The organism is Streptomyces sp. WG7 (genome assembly GCF_049975785.1).
Taxonomy (GTDB): Bacteria; Actinomycetota; Actinomycetes; order Streptomycetales; family Streptomycetaceae; genus Streptomyces.
The window spans coordinates 59,688-81,148 of record NZ_JBNGGE010000039.1; the positions used below are offsets into that span (position 1 = coordinate 59,688).

Below are 21,461 nucleotides of genomic sequence, written 5' to 3' on the forward strand. Positions count from 1 at the left end.
AGACGGCGGCACCGCACCGGCGGCGGACGGCGCCCGCGGCAAAACCCGCGCCACGGGGCCCGGAGACGACGATGTCGTCGAGCGGCGGCTGCACCCCGTCACACCGCTGCGACGCGCGTGGGCGCCGGTCGCCGTGGTCGTCGGGTGGGCCGTGCACGATCCCGACCAGGCGCAGCGCCAGCTGACGCGGCTGACCACGACCCACCTGCTGCTCGGACTCGCCGTACTGATCCCGGCCGCCGCCCTGTACGGCTTCCTGACCTGGTGGTTCACCCACTTCGCGGTGACCGACACGGAGCTGCGCATCCGCACCGGACTGCTGTTCCGGCGCACCGCGCACATCCGGCTCGAACGCGTCCAGGCCATCGACGTCACCCAGCCCCTGCTCGCCCGCGTCGTAGGGGTCGCCAAACTCAAACTCGACGTCATAGGCACCGGCAAGAAGGACGAACTGGCCTTCCTGGGCGCCGACGAGGCCCGCGCGCTGCGGGCCGAACTGCTCGCCCGCGCGGCCGGACTGGCACCCGAGACCGCGCACGAGGTCGGCGAGGCACCTTCCCGGCAGCTGCTGCGCGTGCCGCCGCGCGTGCTCGCCGTCTCGCTGCTGCTGACCGGCGCGACCTGGGGGACGCTGATCGCCGCCGTCGTCGTCCCCACCCTGCTGTGGCTCGCCACCCACAACCTGTGGACGGTCGTGGCGACCGCACTGCCGCTGCTGGGCGCCGCGGGCGCGAGCAGTGCGGGCCGGTTCGTCGGGGAGTACGACTGGACGGTGGCCGAGTCCCCGGACGGGCTCCGCCTGGACCACGGGCTGCTGGACCGCGCGCACGAGACGGTGCCGCCGGGCCGGGTGCAGACCGTGCGGATCGTGGAGCCGCTGCTGTGGCGGCGGCGGGGCTGGGTGCGGGTGGAGCTGGACGTGGCGGGGTCGTCGAACTCCGTGCTGCTGCCCGTCGCCCCGCGCGAGATCGCGGAGTCGGTCGTGGCGCGGGTACTGCCCGGGGTGAGCGTGCCGGCGGGCCCGGCACTGTCGCGCCCGCCGCGCCGGGCGGCCCGGTGCAGGCCGCTGTGGTGGCGCGGCTACGGGCTCGCCGTCACCGACACGGTCTTCGCCGCCCGGTACGGGCTGCTGCGCCGCAAGCTGGCGCTGGTGCCGCACGCCAAGGTGCAGAGCGTCCGCGTCACACAGGGGCCGTGGCAACGGGCGCTCGGACTGGCCGACGTACGGGTGGACACGGGGGCGAACAAGACCGTGACCGCTCGGCTGCGCGACGCCGACGAGGCGGCGCGGCTGCTGCGGGCCCAGGCGGAACGCTCCCGGACCGGACGGCGGGACGCACCGCCGGACCGGTGGATGGCCTGAGGCCCTGAGGCCCTGCGGTCACCGCCGGTCGCTGTCGGCCGGCGTCGGCCGCGTCGGCCGGCAGTGACCGGTGTCAGGACACCGCGCTGCGCAGCCCCTGTACGTCGATCTGCTCCGTCTCGTCGTGGGCCGTCAGGTCGATCACCTGGCCCACCCCACGGGACTCCTCGCCGGCCGGCCTGAAGTCGGCCTCCGCCTCGGCCTTGTGCACGGCGAGGGCCTCCTGGCCGACCACGTCGGCGAGGTCCTCGTTCTGAACGGCCTCCATGGCGTCGGGCGACGACATCCCGTCCTCGGTGTTCTTCGTGCCGAAGAAGTCGAAGCCGCCCTCGACCGCCGGACGCCGCGCCGGAGCCGCCGGTACGACGGCCACTGCGGTCGGCACCGAGAAGTGCCCGGTGCCGGTGGCCCGCCGAGTGGGCTGGTCGGGGTGACCGGGCCGCTCGCCGGACCGGCCGGACTGGTCGGACCGGCCGGACTGGTCGGGCTGCTGACCGGGCTGATCGGTTCCGTCGGGCTGATTCCCCGGGGAGGCGGCGGTGCGCTCGTGTCCGTCGGTCGCCTCGGGCCGCGTCTGCGCCCCGTCCTCCTGCGCGGTCTCCACCGCCGCGCTCTCACCACCGCCGCCGTTGCCGCCGCCGTCCCCGTCACCACCGTCGCCGGCGCCGTCGCCGGAGTCATCGCCGGCGTCGTGGTCGCCACCGTCCGGACCGGCGTGCGTGTCCGCGTCGAACCGCGCCAGTGCCGCGTTCGCCCGCAGGAACAGCCGGGAGCCCGCGGGGGAGAAGACGGCGGGAGCGCCGCCGGTGACCTCCCCGGAGGTCTCCGCAGCGGCCTCGGAGACCTTCGCGACGGCCCGGGAGACCGCTGCAACGGCCTCGGCGGCCGACACGTCCTCGGCCCGCTTCTCCCCCGCCGGTACCGGTCGTGCCGCCGGCAGCGCGGGCGCCTGCGGCACGGCCTCGATCTCCAGCAGGCGGCGGCCCTCCAGCGCACTGGCGCGCTCGGTCTCCGCCGTGGCGTAGCGCCTCAGCAGGGAGGCGTGCTCGTTGCGCAGCCCCGCCAGTTCCGTGCGCTTCGCCCGCAGCCGGTGCTCCAGCTTCGCGCGGAGCTCGCGCGACTCCTCCAGGTCGGACTCCAGTTCGGCGACCCGCTCCTCGTAACGCCACTCATCGCTCGCCCGCGCGCGCGTGAGGTCGGCGACGCGCCTGCCCGCCTGCGTGTCCCAGTGGCGCATGACGACCGCGCCGGCGACGGCCGTGACCGCGGCGGCGGCGGCCAGTGAGCGCAGGATCATCGCTTCGCTGAACACCCAGGGGCCGAGGGCGCAGACGACGGAGACGCCTGCGATCGCCGACGGAGGAAGCAGCCTGTGCAGGGGCGGGGAATGGCGGTGACGTCCACGTGGCATGGCCAGAAACTTACCGCGCGTAGGCGAATCTTGGCGCCCCGCCCCGTAAAAACACAACCATCTCCGATGTGTTCACACGGCATCAGGAATCCACGTGCCCACCGGCGGGCCAATTACCTCAAGATCATTTATGCGGGTGCGCGTCGACTCGCTCCGCGGGCCGCTCACCGGGCCGCTCACCGGGCCGCTCACCGAGCCGTCCGCTGAGCCACTGCAGCGTCGCGGGAATCTCGCGCCGCCAGGTATTGAAGTTGTGCCCACCGCTTTCCAGGATGATCGACGAGATGCGCGTCGGCTTCTTGTCCTTCACGCGCTCAATGAACTTCAGGGTGTCCTTGTAGTTCGTCTCGCCGGACTCACTGCTGGTGACGAGCAGCGAAGTGTCGGGCGCGGGCATGTTCTTGAGATACCACCACAGGTCGGCCCGGTTCTTCCGTTCCGTGTCGCCCTGGAAGAGATCGCCCGTGGTGGGGTCACTGGGCGCGTCGTAGTACGCGGAGAGGCCGGCCCCGGCGGCGTACACGTCGGGATGGTGCAGGGCGAGCTTCAGGGCGCAGTAGCCGCCGGTCGAGTTGCCGACGACGCCCCAGCTTCCCGGCCCCCGGTCCACCCGGTAATGCGCCGTCACCGCCTCGGGAAGGTCCTTCGCGAAGAACGACTCCGTCTGCGGGCCGCCCGGCACGTCCACGCACTCCGTGTCGCGCGGCGGCGCCACCGTCGGCCGCAGCATCACCAGGATCATCGGCCGCGTCCGGCCGGCCTTGGCCAGGTCGAGTGCCGTGCGCGGGTACCGCAACTTGTCCACCAGCGCCTCGGCCGTCCCCGGATAACCGGTCAGGACGACGGACGCGGGAAAGGTACGGGTGCGGTGGCGCGCCTGGAAGTACTCCGGCGGCAGATAGACGTACGCGGGCGTCGCGATACGCGTCGTACGGCCGGTGATCCGTATCTCGTGGATCCGCCCGGTGACCTCGGGCCGCGCCCCGCCCGCCTGCGTGACCCGCCGGTCACCGACGACCCGCAGCCGGCTGTCGGCGCCGTCGGCCGAGTGGTCGACGACCACTCCCTGTCCGTTCTCCCGGCCGAACAGGTCGGCCCAACTGCCGTAGAAGCCGAAGGACTGGTTGGCGACCAGTCCCACCGCGGCGAAGACCGCCAACTGGGTGGCGAACAACAGCCCCACCCGCCCCAGGACGGCCCGCCAGGTACGCCCGGCCAGCCGTGGCCACAGCCACACCGTGCCGGCGAACAGCAGCACGCCGGACAGGACCGCCAACGCCAGCACCTTGTCGCTCGTGAGACCCATGCGTCGCTACCTGCCTGCGCTTTCCGTACGTCACGTCCGTTCGGGCCATCCGCCCGGACCACCGCCCCTTCGCACCCTCGCGCCCTTAGCGCTCCGCGGGCTTTCCGCTCCGGGGAGTGAACCTCTCCCCCCAAGACACCGTCCTAGAGGGCGCAATGTCGCCGGATGCCCGAAACGGGCCCGGATCCACGGTCTCTCGCAGAACTACGGGTGCGATGTCTGTCAGGACAGATGAGGAAATGTCGGGTGGGGTTCCGACGAAACCCAGCAGCATACGGCGGGTGCTGCGCGGCCCGCGACCGGAGGCCGTGCCCCTCCTCGTCGGCCGCGCCTGCGCGCTCGTGGGCCTGCTGGACATCGCCGCCGGCGTCTTCCCGCGGTTCCGGCACAGCCGTATGCACGCCCTCGCCGAGGTCCTGCCCGGCGCGTTCGGCCCGTTCGCGGCGGCACTCTCGCTCAGCGCCGGGGTGCTGTTGCTGCTGCTCGCCCACGGGCTCAAGCGCCGCAAGCGGAGGGCGTGGCGGGCGGCCGTGGCCCTGCTGCCGCTGGGCGCCGTCGCGCAGTTCACGTACCGGCACTCGCTCGCCGGGGTGCTGATCTCGGTCGCGCTGCTCCTTCCCCTGCTGCTGCACCGGGACCAGTTCGCGGCACTGCCCGACCCGCGCAGCCGGTGGCGGGCGCTGGCCAACCTCGTGCTCATGGGCGCCGGTTCCCTCGCCCTCGGGCTGGTCGTCGTCAACGCCCACCCGCACCACATGGTCGGCGACCCGAGCCTGGCCGACCGCATCACCCACGTGCTGTACGGCCTGTTCGGCGTCGAGGGACCGGTCGACTACCGGGGCGACACCTCCTGGACGGTCGCCTTCTCCCTCGGTGCCCTCGGCCTGCTCACCGCGATCACCACCGTCTACCTGGCCTTCCGCCCCGAACACCCCGCCGCCCGCCTCACCGACGACGACGAGGCCCGGCTGCGCGCCCTGCTGGCCAGGCACGGCGGCCGGGACTCCCTCGGCCACTTCGCGCTGCGCCGCGACAAGGCCGTCGTCTTCTCCCCCAGTGGCAAGGCCGCGGTCACCTACCGCGTCGTCTCCGGCGTGATGCTCGCCAGTGGCGACCCGATCGGCGACGTCGAGGCCTGGCCGGGCGCCATCGAACGCTTCATGGACGAGGCCCGCGCCCACTCCTGGACGCCCGCCGTCATGGGCTGCTCCGAGACCGGTGGCGAGGTGTGGACCCGCGAGACCGGGCTCGACGCCCTCGAACTGGGCGACGAGGCGGTGGTGGACGTCGCGGATTTCTCCCTCGCCGGCCGTGCGATGCGCAACGTCCGCCAGATGGTCAAACGCATCGAGCGCGCCGGTTACGAGACCCGGGTACGGCGCGTGGCCGACCTCGGTGACACCGAACTGGACCGCGTCCGCCGCGCCGCCGACGCCTGGCGCGGCACGGACACCGAGCGCGGCTTCTCCATGGCGCTGGGCCGCATCGGCGATCCCGCCGACGGGGACTGCCTGATCGCCACCGCGCACAAGCAGGACGCCGAACCCGGCGAGTACGGCGACCTGAAGGCGATCCTGCACTTCGTACCGTGGGGCCCCGACGGCGTGTCCCTGGACCTGATGCGCCGCGACCGCGCGGCCGACCCGGGCATGAACGAGCTGCTGATCGTGGCCGCGCTGCAGGCCGCTCCGAAGCTGGGCATCGCCCGCGTCTCGCTGAACTTCGCCATGTTCCGCGCGGCGCTCGCGCGCGGCGAGAAGATCGGCGCGGGACCGGTGCTGCGGGCCTGGCGCGGACTGCTGGTGTTCCTCTCCCGCTGGTTCCAGATCGAGTCCCTGTACAAGTTCAACGCGAAGTTCCGGCCCCGGTGGGAGCCCCGTTTCGTCGTCTACCGCGCCTCCGCCGACCTGCCCCGCATCGGCTTCGCCGCCATGCAGGCCGAGGGCTTCGTCACCCTCGCGGTGCCCCTCCCGCGCATCCTGCGGCGCCGGACGCCCGCACGCCGCCCCTGCGCACACCGGATGCCCGAACGGGACGCCCGGGCGGCGTGACCACCGGGTACGGCGCGGCCACGGCACCGACGAGGCACCCGGCGCTGGACGCGGGCCGGAGCCGGGCCGCACCACTCGGCCCGGAGCCCGGCCGCATCACCCTGCCCGAAGCCACGCCGCACCACCCGGCCCGTGGCGAGTCGCACTGCCGGCCGCGAGGGGGCGCACTGCCCGGCCGCGAGGGGGCGCACTGCCCGGCCACGAGAGGGCGCGCTGCCCGGCGCCTCCCCCACCCGCGGCTTCGCCCCACCGAACCCCACCGCACCCGCACAGGCCGCCGCGGCCACCCCGCCCACTGGGCCTACGCTGAACACATGAGCAAGCAGACCGGCCGCCGCCACCTCGCGGGACTGACCGTATGGGACCGCTGCGCGGTCATGGGGGTCGTCAACGTGACCCCCGACTCCTTCTCCGACGGCGGCCGCTTCTTCGACACCACGGCCGCCATCAAGCACGGCCTCGACCTGGTAGCCGAGGGCGCCGACCTGGTGGACGTCGGCGGCGAGTCCACTCGTCCCGGCGCGACCCGCGTCGACGAGGACGAGGAGCTCAGGCGTGTCGTCCCGGTGGTGCGCGGCCTGGCCTCCGAGGGCGTCACGATCTCCGTCGACACCATGCGCGCCTCGGTCGCCGAGCAGGCCCTCGCGGCCGGCGCCGCCCTGGTCAACGACGTCAGCGGCGGCCTCGCCGACCCCCGGATGATCCCGGTCGTCGCCGACGCCGACGCCCCCTTCGTCGTCATGCACTGGCGCGGCCTCCTGGCGGGCGGCAACGTCAGGGGCACCTACGACGACGTCGTCGGCGAGGTCATGGACGAGCTGCACGCGCGCGTGGAGGCGGTCGTCGAGGGCGGCGTCGCCCCCGACCGCGTCGTCGTCGACCCCGGCCTGGGCTTCTCCAAGGACGCCGAGCACGACCTCGTCCTCCTCGCCCACCTCGACCGCCTCCTCGGCCTCGGCCACCCGCTGCTCGTCGCCGCCTCCCGCAAGCGGTTCCTCGGCCGGGTGCTCGCCGGGCCGGAGGCCGCCCCGCCCCCGGCGCGCGAGCGCGACGCGGCCACCGCCGCCGTCTCCGCGCTCGCGGCGCACGCCGGCGCATGGGCCGTACGCGTGCACGAGGTACGCGCCACGGCCGACGCCGTACGGGTCGCGCGCGCCGTGGAGGGGGCCCGCACGGCGGGCCAGGGCCCGGGCTCGGGCGTGGGCTCGGAAGGCACCCGGTGAACACCCCCCACATCGACGTCGAACAGGTCGAGTCCGCCAACACCGCCTTCTACGAGGCACTGGAACAGGGCGATTTCGAGAAGGTGTCCGAGTTCTGGCTCACACCGTCCGACCTGGGCATCGACGAGTCGTACCACGATCCGGCGGACGCCGGCGTGGTCTCCTGCGTGCACCCCGGCTGGCCGGTGCTCACGGGCCGGGGCGAGGTCCTCCGCTCGTACGCGCTGATCATGGCGAACACCGACTACATCCAGTTCTTCCTCACCGACGTACACGTCTCCGTGACCGGCGACACCGCCCTGGTGACCTGCACCGAGAACATCCTCAGCGGCGGCCCCGCCCCCGAGGGCGGCGACGAGCTCGGCCCGCTCGTCGGCCAGCTCGTGGTCGCCACCAACACGTTCCGGCGCACTCCGTCCGGCTGGAAACTCTGGTCGCACCACGCCTCCCCCGTGCTGGCCGAGTCCGACGACGAGGACGGTGAGGACACACCTCCCTGACCCTGGAGGAGCAGGGAAGTGGCGGGAATCACGGACCGGCGGGCAGGGGCGGCTACCGACCCGTGACCCACCGGGGCCGCCAGGGGAAACGTACGGTGAAAACTCCCGGCCCCCGCCCGGCCCCACACCCCCCGTGACGCGGTGCTGTCAGTGTCCGCGGGTAGATTCGACAGAGGCCGGCACACCGCCCGCACGCGGTACGGACCGGCCGAGACCGACGACTGCAGGAGTGATTCGCGTGGATCGTGTCGCGCTGCGCGGCCTGAAGGCCCGCGGGCACCACGGTGTGTTCCCCAAGGAACGCGAGGACGGCCAGACGTTCCTCGTGGACATCGTCCTTGGCCTGGACACCCGGCCGGCCGCGGCCGACGACGACCTGGCGAAGACCGTGCACTACGGCATCGTGGCCGAGGAGGTCGTGGCCGTGGTCGAGGGCGAGCCCGTCAACCTGGTCGAGACGCTCGCCGAGCGCATCGCCCAGGTCTGCCTGAAACACGAGGGGGTCGAGGAGGTAGAGGTATGCGTCCACAAGCCGGACGCGCCGATCACCGTCCCCTTCGACGACGTGACCGTCACCATCATCCGGAGCCGTGTATGAGCGCCCCCTTCGCCAAGGGTCCCAGCGACCCGACCGTACAGCCGGTACCCGCCTCCGTCATCGAACAGGTCGACGCCGCCGACACCACACTGTCCAACCCCAAGCGCGCGGTGATCGCCCTCGGCGCCAACCTCGGCAACCGCCTGGAGACCCTCCAGGGCGCCATCGACGCCCTGGAGGACACACCGGGCGTGCGGGTCAAAGGGGTCTCGCCGGTGTACGAGACGGAGCCCTGGGGCGTCGACCCCGACAGCCAGCCCTCGTACTTCAACGCGGTCGTGGTCCTGAAGACCACCCTGCCCCCGTCCTCCCTGCTGGAGCGGGCGCACGCCGTCGAGGAGGCCTTCCACCGCGTCCGCGACGAGCGCTGGGGCCCGCGCACCCTCGACGTCGACATCATCGCCTACGCCGAGGTCGTCTCCGACGATCCGCAGCTCACCCTGCCCCACCCGCGCGCCCACGAACGCGCCTTCGTGCTCGCCCCCTGGCACGACGTGGACCCCGAGGCCCAGCTGCCGGGACACGGCCCGGTCGCCGACCTCCTGGCCTCCGTCCCCCGGGACGGCATCGCGCCCCGCGCCGACCTGGAACTCCGGCTGCCCGAGTAGTCGTTAAGGTCGACAAGGTCAGGACGACCACGCAGGGGAACCGAAGGGACACCGGGTCACCGTGAAAGAGTTGCGCATCAGGGTGCTGGCCGGCGTGTTCGTGGTCGCCGGGATCCTGTCCTGGGCGGGCGCCCGCCTGTGGAACTCGATCGGGACCCTCCCGAGCGTCCCCCTGGCCGCCCCCGTCGTGCTCGCCCTGATCGCCGTGATCCTGCTGGCCACTGCGCTCTCGATCCGCTCCCGTCTGAAGGCCCAGCGGGAGCGCGTCCCGGACGCGAAGGGCGTCGACCCGATGATGGCGGCCCGAGCGGTCGTCTTCGGCCAGGCCAGCGCCCTGGTGGCCGCCCTGGTCGCCGGTATGTACGGCGGCACGGGCGTCTTCCTGCTGGAGTACCTCGACGTCCCGGCCCGCCGCGACCAGGCGTTCTACGCCGGTTTCTCGGTCCTGGCGGGCATCGGCGTCATAGCGGCCGCGATCTTCCTGGAGCGCGTCTGCAAGCTCCCCGACAACGACGACGAGGACACCCCGGGCACGGCCACGGCGGCCTGACCCACGGGCCGCGCCGGCCTCGGCTGCCCGGCCCGACGCGGGCCCCCGTCGGGCGGGCGCTCCCTCGGGCAGGCCCCGCGCGGGACGACAGCCGCCGCTCCGGCGCCCGTCCGTACCCCGTGCGGGTCAGCGGGCCATGATCAGGCTCATCGCCTCGTTGCGCGTGGCGACGTCGCGCAGCTGGCCGCGCACCGCCGAGGTGAGGGTCTTCGCGCCGGGCTTGCGGATGCCGCGCATCGACATGCACATGTGCTCGCACTCCACGACGACGATGACCCCGCGCGGCTCGAGGATCTCCATCAGGGAGTCCGCGACCTGCGTGGTGAGACGTTCCTGCACCTGCGGGCGGCGGGCGTAGACGTCCACGAGGCGGGCCAGCTTGGACAGTCCCGTGATCTTGCCGTTGGTGGACGGGATGTAGCCGACGTGCGCGACGCCGCGGAACGGCACCAGGTGATGCTCACAGGTGGAGAAGACCTCGATGTCCTTCACGAGGACCATCTCGTCGTGCCCGAGGTCGAACGTCGTCGTCAGGACGTCCTCGGGCTCCTGCCACAGACCCGCGAATATCTCCCTGTACGCCCGCGCCACCCGCCCGGGCGTCTCCCTCAGCCCCTCGCGGTCCGGGTCCTCACCGACCGCGATGAGCAGTTCGCGTACGGCGTTCTCGGCCCGCTTCTCGTCGAACTCGCCGATCTGGCCCTCGCCGTCCAGCGTCACGGGGTCGGTCATCTGGTGCCTCGTTCCTGTCCTGTACTGCGGTCGGCATACATTCCGGGCCTGGTGGGGCCGCCGGGAGTGGCCGGGTCAGCTCTCCGGCCGGTCCTCCGCGGCTCGTTCCGGTGCCGGAGCCGGCTCCGCCGTGGTGCTCTTGGCGGTGGAGATCGCCGCCGTGGCGCCGTTCGCTCCGTTCGTCAGGGCGAGCTCCTTCGGGGAGAGCACCGGCGGACGGGTCGAGGGCGTGCGGCGGGAGGAGCCGGTCCAGGCGGGCCTGGCCGGGCGCTTGACGATCTGGGCGAAGACCTCGGCGATCTCCTCCTTGCCGAGCGTCTCCTTCTCCAGCAGCGCGAGCACGAGGTTGTCGAGGACGTCACGGTTCTCGACCAGGATCTCCCAGGCCTCGTTGTGCGCCGTCTCGATGAGCTTCTTGACCTCTTCGTCGACCAGCGCGGCGACCTCTTCCGAGTAGTCGCGCTGGTGAGCCATCTCGCGCCCGAGGAACGGCTCGCTGTTGTCGCCGCCGAACTTGATCGCGCCGAGACGCTCGGTCATGCCGTACTGGGTGACCATCGCGCGAGCCACACTGGTGGCCTTCTCGATGTCGTTGGCGGCACCGGTCGTCGGGTCGTGGAAGACCAGCTCCTCGGCCGCCCGGCCGCCCAGCATGTAGGCGAGCTGGTCGAGCATCTCGTTGCGGGTGGTCGAGTACTTGTCCTCGTCCGGGAGCACCATCGTGTAACCGAGGGCCCGGCCCCTGGACAGGATAGTGATCTTGTGGACCGGGTCGGAGTTCGGTGAGGCCGCCGCGACCAGGGCGTGACCGCCCTCGTGGTACGCGGTGATCTTCTTCTCCTTGTCCGACATGATCCGGGTCCGCTTCTGCGGGCCCGCGACCACACGGTCGATCGCCTCGTCCAGCATGTGGTTGTCGATCAGCTTCTGGTCACTGCGGGCCGTCAGCAGGGCGGCCTCGTTCAGCACGTTGGCCAGATCGGCACCGGTCATGCCGGGGGTGCGGCGGGCGACGGCGGACAGGTCGACGTCGGGGGCGACCGGCTTGCCCTTCTGGTGGACCTTGAGGATCTCCAGACGGCCCTGCATGTCCGGGCGGTCGACGGCGATCTGCCGGTCGAAGCGGCCGGGACGCAGCAGCGCCGGGTCGAGGATGTCCGGGCGGTTCGTCGCGGCGATGAGGATCACGCCGCCCTTGACGTCGAAGCCGTCCATCTCGACGAGCAGCTGGTTCAGGGTCTGCTCGCGCTCGTCGTGACCGCCGCCGAGGCCGGCGCCGCGGTGGCGGCCGACCGCGTCGATCTCGTCGACGAAGACGATGGCGGGCGCGTTCGCCTTGGCCTGCTCGAACAGGTCGCGGACCCGGGAGGCGCCGACACCGACGAACATCTCGACGAAGTCGGAACCGGAGATCGAGTAGAACGGCACGCCCGCCTCGCCCGCGACGGCACGCGCGAGCAGGGTCTTGCCGGTGCCGGGCGGGCCGTACAGCAGCACACCCTTGGGGATCTTGGCGCCGACGGCCTGGAACTTGGCCGGCTCCTGCAGGAACTCCTTGATCTCGTGGAGCTCCTCGACGGCCTCGTCCGAGCCGGCGACGTCGGAGAACGTCGTCTTGGGGGTGTCCTTCGTGATGAGCTTGGCCTTGGACTTGCCGAAGTTCATGACGCGGGAGCCGCCGCCCTGCATCTGGTTCATCAGGAACAGGAAGATGACCACGATGAGGACGAAGGGGAGCAGGGTGATCAGGAGCCCGACGATCGGGTTCTGCTTCGACGGCGACACCGTGTAGCCGTCGGGGATCTGCTTGTCCTGGTACTTGTTCTGCAGTGTGCTGGCGAGGGTCACGCCCTGGTCGCCGATGTAGCTCGCCTGGATCTTCGAGCTGCCCTTGACCTTTTCGCCGTCCTTGAGCTGAACCTTGATGTTCTGCTCGTCGCCGGTGGTCAGCTTGGCCGACTCGACCCTGTTGTCGTTGATCGCCTGGACGACCTGGCCAGTGTCAACCGTCTTGTAGCCGCCGGACGAGCCGACGACCTGCATCAACACGACCACGGCAAGGACGGCCAGCACGATCCACATGATTGGCCCACGGAAGTATCGCTTCACGTCCATCCACACGGAGCGGTGGCGCCCCGTCCCTCCTGCCATAGTGAGTTTGATAAGACAGTTCTTCTGACGGTACCCCAGCCCGGCGGCCCTCAGCCGCACAGGACCGTCGGCGTCCCGTCTGCATGCTCCAACGGCGCGGGGGCCTCCGGGGTTCCCGGTCGCCCCCCGAAACGCCGTGGGGCCCGCTACGAGGCCGCGTCAGCCGCCGTAGACGTGGGGCGCGAGCGTACCGACGAACGGGAGGTTGCGGTACTTCTCGGCGTAGTCGAGGCCGTAGCCGACGACGAACTCGTTGGGGATGTCGAAACCGACCCACTCCACGTCGATGGCGACCTTCGCGGCGTCGGGCTTGCGCAGCAGCGTGCACACCTTGAGGGAGGCGGGCTCGCGCGAGCCGAGGTTGGAGATCAGCCAGGACAGGGTCAGGCCGGAGTCGATGATGTCCTCGACGATCAGGACGTGCTTGCCCTTGATGTCGGTGTCGAGGTCCTTGAGGATCCGCACCACGCCGGAGGACTGGGTGCCCGCGCCGTACGAGGACACCGCCATCCAGTCCATCGTGACGGGGGTGGACAGCGTGCGCGCGAGGTCGGCCATGACCATCACGGCGCCCTTGAGCACGCCGACGATGAGCAGGTCCTTGCCCGCGTACTCCGCGTCGATCTTCGCGGCCAGCTCGGCCAGCTTCGCGTCGATCTCTTCCTTGGTGATGAGTACCTTCTCGAGGTCGGCACCCATGTCGTTCGCGTCCACCCGCATCACTTTCGGTCGTCCCACCGGCCACTCCGGAGCGTCCCGGCGATCCGTACGCGGATCGGTGGGAGGGTCCGGATTCAGCCTTGCCGAATCACCAGTCTGCCACCCTGCCGCCGGGCGACGACTTTGCCGGGCAGGTTGATGGCTCCCTGACCGCGCCAGCCGGTGATCAGCCGGTCGACTTCCTCGATGTGGCGGGCGAACAGCGCACCCGCGGGAGCACCGGCCTCGATGGCGGCGCGGCGCAGGATCCGGCGGCGCACGGCGGGCGGCAGGGCGTAGAGCTTCGCGCACTCCAGTACGCCGGTGGCGTCCCGGACGCCGGACTCGGCCTGGCGGGCCCAGGCGTCGAGGGCGTCGGCGTCGTCCCGGGAGAGCTGGGCCGTACGGGCGAGGGCCTCGACGACGCCCTTGCCGAGCGCCTTCTCCAGCGCGGGCAGGCCCTCGTGCCGCAGCCGGGAACGTGTGTACGCCGGGTCCGCGTTGTGCGGGTCGTCCCAGACGGGCAGGGACTGGACCATGCAGGCCTTGCGGGCGGTCTGCCGGTCGACCTGGAGGAAGGGGCGGCGGTAACGGCCGTCGGCCCCCGAGACCGCGGCCATGCCCGACAGGGAGCGGATGCCGGAGCCGCGGGCGAGGCCCAGCAGGACGGTCTCGGCCTGGTCGTCGCGGGTGTGGCCGAGCAGGACGGCGGCGGCGCCGTGGCGGGCGGCGGCGGCGTCCAGGGCGGCGTAGCGGGCGTCGCGGGCGGCGGCTTCGGGCCCTCCCGCGCGGCCGACGGTGACGGCGGTGGCCTCGACGGGGTCCAGGCCGAGTTCGCGCAGGCGCAGGACGACCTCTTCGGCGCGCAGGTCGGAGCCGTTCTGCAGGCCGTGGTCGACGGTGACGCCGCCGGCGCGGATACCGAGCCGGGGCGCCTCGAAGGCGAGGGCGGAGGCGAGCGCCATGGAGTCGGCGCCGCCGGAGCACGCCACGAGCACGAGCGGTGACGGCGGGAGTCCGGACGCGCGCTCGGGCGCCCGGTCGGCGGCCGTCGCGGCGGGAACGCCGGCCGGGGTGTTCAGTTCGGTGAGGATGTCGTGGAGGACGCGGCGGACCGCCAGGCGTATCGCCGCGACCGCAGGATGGGGACCCATGTCCGGTGCCCTTCATGAAGTTGTCGGGGGTGAGCCCGAAGTTCGGTCACGCAGAGTGTGTAGATGGTGACAGAAACGGGCCGTTCCCCGAGCATCGCACGCCTGTCGAGACCTCACGGTCCCTCGGACGGGTGATTGGAGGGGCGTTCGACTGCCGTCGGCCGGGTGCGGTTCGCGCCCCGGCCGCGGGACTCACGACTCCGGCTTGCGGTGCACCCGCGCGATCCAGTCCGCCGGTTTGGAGATCTCCGACTTGGTGGGGAGGGTGTTGGGCGACGTCCAGACGCGGTTGAAGCCGTCCATGCCGCACTCGTCGACGACGGCGCGCACGAAGCGTTCGCCGTCCCGGTACTGGCGGAGCTTGGCGTCCAGGCCGAGCAGCTTGCGCAGCGCCAGGTCGAGGCGGGAGGCGCCCTTCGCGCGGCGCTGCTGGAACTTCTCGCGGATCTCCCCGACGCTCGGCACGATCGCCGGGCCGACCCCGTCCATCACGAAGTCGGCGTGGCCCTCCAGCAGGGACATCACGGCGGTGAGGCGGCCGAGGACCTCCCGCTGGGCCGGCGTCTGCACCAGCTCGACCAGGGAGCGGCCGCCGTCGTCCTCCTCGGCTTCGGGCCGGCCGCCGGCCAGCGTCTGGGCGGCCTCGCGGACCCGCTCCAGCACGGTCATGGGGTCGACGTCGGTCTCCGCGAGGAACGACTGGATCTCGCCCTCGAGGTGATCGCGCAGCCAGGGCACCGCCGTGAACTGGGTGCGGTGCGTCTCCTCGTGCAGACACACCCACAGCCGGAAGTCGTGGGGGTCGACGTCGAGTTCGCGTTCGACGTGCACGATGTTCGGCGCGACCAGCAGCAGCCGGCCGCCGCCGTTCGCACCGGCGGGGAACTCGCGGGTGGCCGGGGCGAAGGTCTCGTACTGGCCGAGGACGCGGGAGGACATGAACGACAGCAGCATGCCCAGCTCCACGCCGGTGACCTTGCCGCCGACGGCGCCGAGGACCGCGTTGCCCGCGCCGCTGCCGCGCCGCTCCTGCATCTTCTTCAGCAGGGGGCCGAGGATCTCCCGGAACCCGGCGACGTTCGCCCGGACCCAGCCGGGGCGGTCGACGACGAGGACGGGGGTGTCGTGGGCCTCCTCGGTGGCCAGACGAGTGAAGCCCCGGACGTGTTCCTCCGAGGCCTTGGCATGGCGGCGGAGTTCCGCGACGACGGCCCTGGCCTCGTCGCGGCTCACCTCGGGGCCCGGCCGTACGAGCCGGGTCGCGGTCGCCACCGCGAGATTCCAGTCGACCATGCCGGAAGATGCGCCGATGCTCGTCATTCCTCAACCGTACGTGAGCGCCGCCACTGAGGGCAGGCTGTGGCGGGCGCCGGGGTGGGCGGCCGGTGCCGGTGCGGCGCGGGAGTGGAGGCGCGGGCCGGCGCCGCGGGGGCGCCGCCGCTCCCGGGGCGGCCGGGTGGTCATGCGCAGCCGCAGGACACCAGGGTCGTCGCCGCCCGGTCCAGGGCCGCCTGGGCCGACCACGCGTCCGTCGTGCCGGAGGCCAGGAAGGCGAAGCCCAGGAGGCGGCCGTCGGCGGTGACCAGGGTGCCCGCGAGGGTGTTGACACCCGTCAGGGTGCCGGTCTTGGCGCGTACGAGGCCGGCCGCGCCGTCCGTGTAGCGGCCGGCCAGCGTGCCGGTGAAGCCGGCGACGGGCAGGCCGGTGAGGACCGGGCGGAGCTCGGGCCGGGCCGGGTCGGCCGCCTTCGCGAGCAGGTCGGTGAGCAGGCCGGCGGTGATCCGGTCGGTGCGGTCGAGGCCGCTGCCGTCGTGGAACCGGGTGCCGCGCACGGGCATGCCGAGCTGCTCCAGGCGGGCCGGGACGGCGGCGGAGACCCCGTCGAAGTCGGCGGGCTCACCGGTCGCCAGGGCGGTGTGGCGGGCCAGTGCCTCGGCGATGTCGTTGTCGCTGGCGGTCAGCATCCGCTCGACCAGGGCCGACAGCGGGGGCGAGGAGACGGTGGCGAGGGTGTCGGCACGGTCGGTCGCCTTGGAGGGGCCTGGGGGCGACGCGTTGATGCCGTGCTCCTCCAGGAAACCGGCGAAGGTGCGGGCGGCCTCGGCGGCCGGGTCGGGCACGCGCGGGGCGGGGCCGCTGGTGGAGTCGTCCGTGCGGGCCTCGTCGGCCATCAGGGCGGTGACGTCGGCGAGGTTCTCGTTGTCGCCGATCGGGTGCTTCTCCGTACCGGCGTAGAGCGCCGTGTCGTACGACAGCGTCACCTTGCGCACGTCCCGCTTCTTCAGGGCGGCGGCGGTCTTCTCGGCGAGCGTGCGCAGGCTCGCGGGCCCTTCCCCGCTCCCGGCGCGCGTGCGCGGGCTCGCGGGGTCTTCCGCGTCTTCCCCGTTCCCGGCGCGGGAGGTGCCCCCGTCGTCCTCGCGGTCCTCGCGCGCGGTGAGGGTGGGGTCGCCGCCGCCGACCAGGACGAGTTCGCCGGTGTCGGCCTCCAGGGCGGTGCGGGTGGTGAGGCGGTGGTCGGGGCCGAGGGCGGTGAGGGCGGCGACGGCGGTGGCGATCTTGGTGGTGGAGGCGGGCGTCAGGGGGACGTCGGCGTCGAGGCCGTAGAGGCGCTCGCCGGTGGTGAGGTCGACGACGGACGCCGCGCGGCGGGTGCCGAGCGCCGGGTCGTCCAGCAGCGGTCCGAGCGCGTCGGCGAGGGCCGTGCCGCCCGGCCCGGCCTTCACGCCGTCCGGCGCACCGCCGGCGGTGCCGCCGAGGCCGGCCAGGACGGAGCCGGCGCTGGGCGCGGGGCGGGGCGCCCCGGACCCCGTACCGGAGCCCCCGGATCCGCGACCGTGATCTGCGCCACCCGCGTGCTCCATGGCGACGGCCCGGTCCCGCTCGGCCGTACGCTGACCCATGGAGTCCCAGGGGCCGACGGCGGTCACCACACCGGCGGCGAGAGCCAGCCCGGCGGTGGCGGCACCGGCGGTGTACTGCCAGGTCTTCGGCCTCGTGACCCGCGCGAACTGCGGCGCCACGGCCCGCGCGGCGCGTGCGAGACGCGGACGTACGGCGCCCGCGGCCCGCGCCTCGTGCGGTCCCGCGGCCCGCCAAGGCCTCAGCTCTGGCACTATCACCAGCCCCTTTCGCGATCACCCACCTGCGTGAGGGACACTTAATCACCAGAACTATGTGCTGATCATGGAGGAGCGTCCGGTGGAGTTCGACGTCACGATCGAGATCCCGAAGGGTTCGCGGAACAAGTACGAGGTGGACCACGAGACCGGTCGTATCCGCCTGGACCGCCGCCTGTTCACCTCGACCGCCTACCCGACCGACTACGGCTTCGTCGAGAACACCCTCGGCGAGGACGGTGACCCGCTGGACGCGCTGGTCATCCTGGACGAGCCGACCTTTCCGGGCTGCCTCATCCGCTGCCGCGCGATCGGCATGTTCCGGATGACGGACGAGGCCGGCGGCGACGACAAGCTGCTGTGCGTGCCGTCGACCGACCCGCGTGTGGAGCACCTGCGTGACATCCACCACGTGTCCGAGTTCGACCGCCTGGAGATCCAGCACTTCTTCGAGGTCTACAAGGACCTGGAGCCCGGCAAGTCCGTCGAGGGCGCCGACTGGGTGGGCCGCACCGACGCCGAGGCCGAGATCGAGCGGTCCTACAAGCGCTTCAAGGACCAGGGCGGCCACTGATCAGGCACCCCTCCCGTAACGGGCCGCACGCGTGAAGCGTGCGGCCCGTTCACGTTTGGGTACGCATACTGAGGGTTACAGGAGGGTGTGTTCGAACCAGGGAGCGTTGCGCAGGTGACGGAGGCGGAGGACCGCAAACCGCAGTCGGACGAGGCCCGCAGTGCCTTCCGGCAGCCCGGTGGGGTCGCGGCACCGGCCGACGGCGAGTCGTCGACGACGTCCGAGTTCGAGATCCCGCAGGGGCTGGCCGTCCCGCGGCCCACCGGCACGGAGTCCGAGACGACCTCGGAGTTCGCGCTGCCCGAGGGCCTGGACGCGCCCCCGGCGGCGCCCCCGGAGGGTGAGGGGTCGGCGTTCGCCACGCCGAGCACGTACAGCGCGTGGACCGCGCCGACCACGTTCACCCCGGCGAGCGGCTTCCCGGCGGTGAACCTGACGGACGTGCCCTGGCAGGACCGCATGCGCGCCATGCTGCGCATGCCGGTGGCCGAACGGCCCGCGCCCGAGACGGCGCAGCGCCACGACGACGAAACGGGCCCCGCCGTGCCGCGGGTGCTCGACCTGACCCTGCGTATCGGGGAGCTGCTGCTGGCGGGCGGCGAGGGCGCCGAGGACGTGGAGGCGGCGATGTTCGCCGTCTGCCGCTCCTACGGCCTGGACCGCTGCGAGCCGAACGTCACCTTCACCCTGCTGTCGATCTCCCACCAGCCCTCCCTGGTCGAGGACCCGGTGACGGCGTCGCGGACGGTACGCCGCCGGGGCACCGACTACACGCGGCTCGCGGCCGTGTTCCACCTGGTGGACGACCTCAGCGACCCGGACACGAACATCTCCCTGGAGGAGGCCTACCGGCGCCTCGCGGAGATGCGCCGCAACCGGCACCCGTACCCCACCTGGGTGCTGACCACGGCGAGCGGACTGCTCGCGGGCGCGGCGTCGGTGCTCGTCGGCGGTGGGCTGACCGTGTTCGTCGCGGCCATGCTCGGCTCGATGCTCGGCGACCGGCTGGCCTGGCTGTGCGCCGGGCGCGGGCTGCCGGAGTTCTACCAGTTCGCGGTGGCCGCGATGCCGCCGGCCGCGATGGGGGTCGCGCTCACGGTGACACACGTCGACGTGAAGGCGTCCGCGGTCATCACCGGTGGTCTGTTCGCGCTGCTGCCGGGGCGGGCGCTGGTCGCGGGGGTGCAGGACGGGCTGACCGGCTTCTACATCACCGCGTCCGCGCGCCTGCTGGAGGTCATGTACTTCTTCGTCAGCATCGTCGCCGGGGTGCTGATCGTCCTGTACTTCGGCGTCCAGCTGGGCGCCGAGCTGAATCCGGACGCCGCGCTGGGCACGGGCGACGAGCCCGTCGTCCAGATCGGCGCGTCGATGCTGCTGTCGCTGGCCTTCGCGATCCTGCTCCAGCAGGAACGGTCCACCGTGCTGGCGGTGACCCTGAACGGCGGCGTCGCGTGGAGCGTGTACGGCGCCATGCACATCGCCGGCGGCATCTCGCCGGTGGCCTCCACGGCCGCCGCGGCGGGGCTCGTGGGCCTGTTCGGGCAGCTCATGTCCCGATACCGGTTCGCGTCGGCGCTGCCGTACACGACCGCGGCGATCGGGCCGCTGCTGCCCGGTTCGGCGACGTACTTCGGGCTGCTGGCGATCGCGCAGAGCGAGGTCGACAGGGGGCTGGTGTCCCTGTCGACGGCCGTGGCGCTCGCGATGGCCATCGCCATCGGGGTGAATCTCGGCGGGGAGATCTCGCGGCTGTTCCTGAAGGTGCCCGGCGCCGCGAGTGCGGCGGGGCGCCGGGCGGCGAAGCGGACGCGAGGGTTCTAGCCGGCGCCGGCCGCCCACGAGCTCGGGGTGTTCCGCTCGCCGGCGGCCGCCGGCTCGTCGTGGCTGGCCGCGCCGTGCCGCGGGGCCGCACGTCGGCGCGGCTCCGCGGCCCTGGGCGGGCTTCAGCGTCCCTGGTTGTAGGGGTACGGCCCGCTCTGCTGGTCGCCGTAGGGCTGCTGGCCGTAGTTCTGCGGGGACGGCTGCTGGACGTACGGCTGCTGCTGGCCGTAGGACTGCTCGTACGTCTGCTGGGGCTGCTGGGGCGGGTACGGGTCCACGCGGCGGAGCTGGGTCGTGGCGTCGTCCATGACCGGGTACTGGGGCTGCGGCTGGTGCTGGTGCTGCTGGACCGCGGGCGGCTCGGTCGCGGCGGCGCGCTTCTTCTTGCCCCGCTCGCGGACGTACTCGATGGCGATCGGGACGACCGAGAGCACGACGATCAGGACGAGGATGGGCTCGACGTTCTTCCGGATGAACTCGATCTGGCCGAGCCAGTAGCCGGCGAGGGTGACACCCGAGCCCCAGGCCACGCCACCGATGATGTTGTACGTGAGGAAGGTGCGGTACTTCATGCGGCCGGCGCCCGCCACGATGGGGGCGAAGGTGCGCACGATCGGCACGAAGCGGGCCAGGACGATCGCCTTGGGGCCGTACTTCTCCATGAACTCGTGGGCCTTCTCCAGGTTCTCCTGTTTGAAGAGCTTGGAGTCGGGACGGCTGAAGAGCTTCGGGCCGAAGAACTTGCCGATCATGTAGCCGACCTGGTCGCCGATGACGGCGGCCAGCACGATCAGGGTGCACACCAGCCACAGCGGCTGGGTGATGTAACTGCCCTCGGCCACGAAGAGACCCGCCGTGAACAGCAGCGAGTCGCCGGGCAGGAAGGCGAAGAGTCCGGACTCGGCGAAGACGATGAGCAGGATGCCGGGCAGGCTGAAGGTCTCGATCAGATAGTCCGGGCTGAGCCACTCGGGGCCGAGCGCAAGCGTGGTCACGGGATTGTGGCTCCTGCTGCTGGGGAAGGCGGGCTGGACCTGGCTGCCCAAACCTACAACGCAGCCACGGCAGTCCAGGTTCCACGGGGGTCCTGGGGGTGCACTGTGACGCTCCCCGGGGAAACCTGAGAACCATGGGTATTGAAGAATACGGCGGCGGCCAGGGTCCTCAACCCGAGGTCCTCGTGGTGACCACGAACGACCTGCCGGGCCACCGCGTGCAGGAGGTGCTCGGGGAGGTCTTCGGGCTGACCGTGCGCTCCCGTCACCTGGGGAGCCAGATCGGCGCCGGGCTGAAGTCGCTGGTCGGCGGTGAGCTGCGCGGGCTGACGAAGACGCTGGTGGAGACCCGTAACCAGGCGATGGAGCGGCTGGTCGAGCAGGCACGCGCGCGGGGGGCCAACGCGGTGCTGGCGTTCCGCTTCGACGTGACGGAGGCGGCGGACGTGGGCACCGAGGTGTGCGCGTACGGGACGGCGGTGGGGGGGGGGGGGGGGGGGGGGGGGGGGGGGGGGGCCGCCCCCGGGGCGGGGGGGGGGGGGGGGGGGGGGGGGGGGGGGGGGGGGGAGGGGGGGGGGGGGGGGGGGGCGGGGGGGGGGGGTGGGG

At 72.5% G+C, this 21,461-nt stretch carries 18 protein-coding genes and 1 pseudogene; 10 read left to right on the plus strand and 9 right to left on the minus strand.

Translation table 11 applies throughout. The annotated features are described in order from the left end of the window. The first annotated feature begins 88 nt into the window (after positions 1–88). Positions 89–1,363, plus strand: a complete 1,275-nt coding sequence (locus ACP4J0_RS29595; RefSeq protein ID WP_426601806.1) for a PH domain-containing protein — start codon at positions 89–91, stop codon at positions 1,361–1,363. A gap of 73 nt (positions 1,364–1,436) precedes the next feature. Here the strand turns inward: ACP4J0_RS29595 and ACP4J0_RS29600 are convergent, their stop codons facing one another. Beyond that, a complete protein-coding gene (locus ACP4J0_RS29600; protein WP_426601789.1) occupies positions 1,437–2,774 on the minus strand; it encodes a hypothetical protein in 1,338 nt (445 codons plus the stop codon). A 124-nt stretch (positions 2,775–2,898) separates the two neighbouring features. Next, positions 2,899–4,080 carry an alpha/beta hydrolase gene (locus ACP4J0_RS29605; protein ID WP_426601790.1) on the minus strand — a complete coding sequence of 394 codons (1,182 nt, stop codon included), beginning with the start codon at positions 4,078–4,080 and terminating at the stop codon, positions 2,899–2,901. A 239-nt stretch (positions 4,081–4,319) separates the two neighbouring features. Between ACP4J0_RS29605 and ACP4J0_RS29610 the strand changes: the two genes are divergently transcribed. The 6 genes from ACP4J0_RS29610 to ACP4J0_RS29635 all read left to right on the plus strand — a co-directional run bounded on the left by ACP4J0_RS29610 (position 4,320) and on the right by ACP4J0_RS29635 (position 9,610). Next, on the plus strand, positions 4,320–6,131 hold the full coding sequence (locus ACP4J0_RS29610) for a phosphatidylglycerol lysyltransferase domain-containing protein (RefSeq protein ID WP_426601791.1): 1,812 nt from the start codon (positions 4,320–4,322) through the stop codon (positions 6,129–6,131). A gap of 314 nt (positions 6,132–6,445) precedes the next feature. Further along, positions 6,446–7,354 (plus strand): dihydropteroate synthase, encoded by a 909-nt coding sequence (gene folP / locus ACP4J0_RS29615; RefSeq protein WP_426601792.1) that lies wholly within the window; start codon positions 6,446–6,448, stop codon positions 7,352–7,354. Further along, positions 7,351–7,854, plus strand: a complete 504-nt coding sequence (locus ACP4J0_RS29620; protein ID WP_426601793.1) for a nuclear transport factor 2 family protein — start codon at positions 7,351–7,353, stop codon at positions 7,852–7,854. The genes folP and ACP4J0_RS29620 overlap by 4 nt, the downstream gene beginning before the upstream one ends. A 238-nt stretch (positions 7,855–8,092) precedes the next feature. Continuing rightward, a complete protein-coding gene (gene folB, locus ACP4J0_RS29625) occupies positions 8,093–8,452 on the plus strand; it encodes a dihydroneopterin aldolase (protein ID WP_011028954.1) in 360 nt (119 codons plus the stop codon). Then, positions 8,449–9,060 carry a 2-amino-4-hydroxy-6-hydroxymethyldihydropteridine diphosphokinase gene (gene folK, locus ACP4J0_RS29630; protein ID WP_426601794.1) on the plus strand — a complete coding sequence of 204 codons (612 nt, stop codon included), beginning with the start codon at positions 8,449–8,451 and terminating at the stop codon, positions 9,058–9,060. The genes folB and folK overlap by 4 nt, the downstream gene beginning before the upstream one ends. A gap of 61 nt (positions 9,061–9,121) precedes the next feature. Beyond that, positions 9,122–9,610, plus strand: a complete 489-nt coding sequence (locus tag ACP4J0_RS29635) for a DUF3180 domain-containing protein (protein ID WP_426601795.1) — start codon at positions 9,122–9,124, stop codon at positions 9,608–9,610. A 126-nt stretch (positions 9,611–9,736) separates the two neighbouring features. On the opposite strand, the gene folE is transcribed toward ACP4J0_RS29635, so the two are convergent. The 6 genes from folE to dacB all read right to left on the minus strand — a co-directional run bounded on the left by folE (position 9,737) and on the right by dacB (position 17,465). After that, positions 9,737–10,342 carry a GTP cyclohydrolase I FolE gene (folE, locus tag ACP4J0_RS29640; RefSeq protein WP_426601796.1) on the minus strand — a complete coding sequence of 202 codons (606 nt, stop codon included), beginning with the start codon at positions 10,340–10,342 and terminating at the stop codon, positions 9,737–9,739. A gap of 75 nt (positions 10,343–10,417) precedes the next feature. Next, a complete protein-coding gene (gene ftsH, locus ACP4J0_RS29645; RefSeq protein ID WP_426601797.1) occupies positions 10,418–12,457 on the minus strand; it encodes an ATP-dependent zinc metalloprotease FtsH in 2,040 nt (679 codons plus the stop codon). A 195-nt stretch (positions 12,458–12,652) separates the two neighbouring features. Next, a complete protein-coding gene (gene hpt, locus ACP4J0_RS29650; RefSeq protein WP_229831030.1) occupies positions 12,653–13,192 on the minus strand; it encodes a hypoxanthine phosphoribosyltransferase in 540 nt (179 codons plus the stop codon). Positions 13,193–13,287: 95 nt separating this feature from the next. Next, positions 13,288–14,346: a tRNA lysidine(34) synthetase TilS gene (gene tilS / locus ACP4J0_RS29655; RefSeq protein WP_426601798.1), complete on the minus strand. Its 1,059-nt coding sequence runs from the start codon at positions 14,344–14,346 to the stop codon at positions 13,288–13,290. Between the two features lie 192 nt (positions 14,347–14,538). Beyond that, on the minus strand, positions 14,539–15,666 hold the full coding sequence (locus ACP4J0_RS29660; RefSeq protein WP_426601799.1) for a zinc-dependent metalloprotease: 1,128 nt from the start codon (positions 15,664–15,666) through the stop codon (positions 14,539–14,541). Between the two features lie 140 nt (positions 15,667–15,806). Then, positions 15,807–17,465 carry a D-alanyl-D-alanine carboxypeptidase/D-alanyl-D-alanine endopeptidase gene (gene dacB / locus ACP4J0_RS29665; protein WP_426601800.1) on the minus strand — a complete coding sequence of 553 codons (1,659 nt, stop codon included), beginning with the start codon at positions 17,463–17,465 and terminating at the stop codon, positions 15,807–15,809. A gap of 79 nt (positions 17,466–17,544) precedes the next feature. Here dacB and ACP4J0_RS29670 point away from each other — a divergent pair, with 79 nt between their 5' ends. Further along, a complete protein-coding gene (locus tag ACP4J0_RS29670) occupies positions 17,545–18,036 on the plus strand; it encodes an inorganic diphosphatase (RefSeq protein ID WP_007452023.1) in 492 nt (163 codons plus the stop codon). Positions 18,037–18,150: 114 nt separating this feature from the next. Further along, complete coding sequence (locus ACP4J0_RS29675; RefSeq protein ID WP_426601801.1) at positions 18,151–19,860, plus strand: threonine/serine exporter family protein; 1,710 nt, start codon at positions 18,151–18,153, stop codon at positions 19,858–19,860. A 122-nt stretch (positions 19,861–19,982) separates the two neighbouring features. Here the strand turns inward: ACP4J0_RS29675 and ACP4J0_RS29680 are convergent, their stop codons facing one another. Continuing rightward, entirely contained in the window at positions 19,983–20,855 is an 873-nt protein-coding gene (locus ACP4J0_RS29680; protein ID WP_426601802.1) for a DedA family protein, read from the minus strand. A gap of 134 nt (positions 20,856–20,989) precedes the next feature. Between ACP4J0_RS29680 and ACP4J0_RS29685 the strand changes: the two are divergent. Beyond that, a pseudogene (locus ACP4J0_RS29685) lies at positions 20,990–21,337 on the plus strand (YbjQ family protein); the annotation flags it as partial. Positions 21,338–21,461: the final 124 nt, after the last annotated feature.

Excerpts from the sequence above, each read along its gene's own strand:
- folP (WP_426601792.1), top strand. The coding sequence starts at position 6,446 with ATGAGCAAGCAGACCGGCCGCCGCCACCTCGCGGGACTGACCGTATGG.
- ftsH (WP_426601797.1), bottom strand. The coding sequence starts at position 12,457 with ATGGACGTGAAGCGATACTTCCGTGGGCCAATCATGTGGATCGTGCTG.
- ACP4J0_RS29660 (WP_426601799.1), bottom strand. The coding sequence starts at position 15,666 with ATGACGAGCATCGGCGCATCTTCCGGCATGGTCGACTGGAATCTCGCG.
- ACP4J0_RS29600 (WP_426601789.1), bottom strand. The coding sequence starts at position 2,774 with ATGCCACGTGGACGTCACCGCCATTCCCCGCCCCTGCACAGGCTGCTT.
- hpt (WP_229831030.1), bottom strand. The coding sequence starts at position 13,192 with ATGGGTGCCGACCTCGAGAAGGTACTCATCACCAAGGAAGAGATCGAC.
- folK (WP_426601794.1), top strand. The coding sequence starts at position 8,449 with ATGAGCGCCCCCTTCGCCAAGGGTCCCAGCGACCCGACCGTACAGCCG.
- ACP4J0_RS29610 (WP_426601791.1), top strand. The coding sequence starts at position 4,320 with ATGTCGGGTGGGGTTCCGACGAAACCCAGCAGCATACGGCGGGTGCTG.
- ACP4J0_RS29605 (WP_426601790.1), bottom strand. The coding sequence starts at position 4,080 with ATGGGTCTCACGAGCGACAAGGTGCTGGCGTTGGCGGTCCTGTCCGGC.
- folE (WP_426601796.1), bottom strand. The coding sequence starts at position 10,342 with ATGACCGACCCCGTGACGCTGGACGGCGAGGGCCAGATCGGCGAGTTC.
- tilS (WP_426601798.1), bottom strand. The coding sequence starts at position 14,346 with ATGGGTCCCCATCCTGCGGTCGCGGCGATACGCCTGGCGGTCCGCCGC.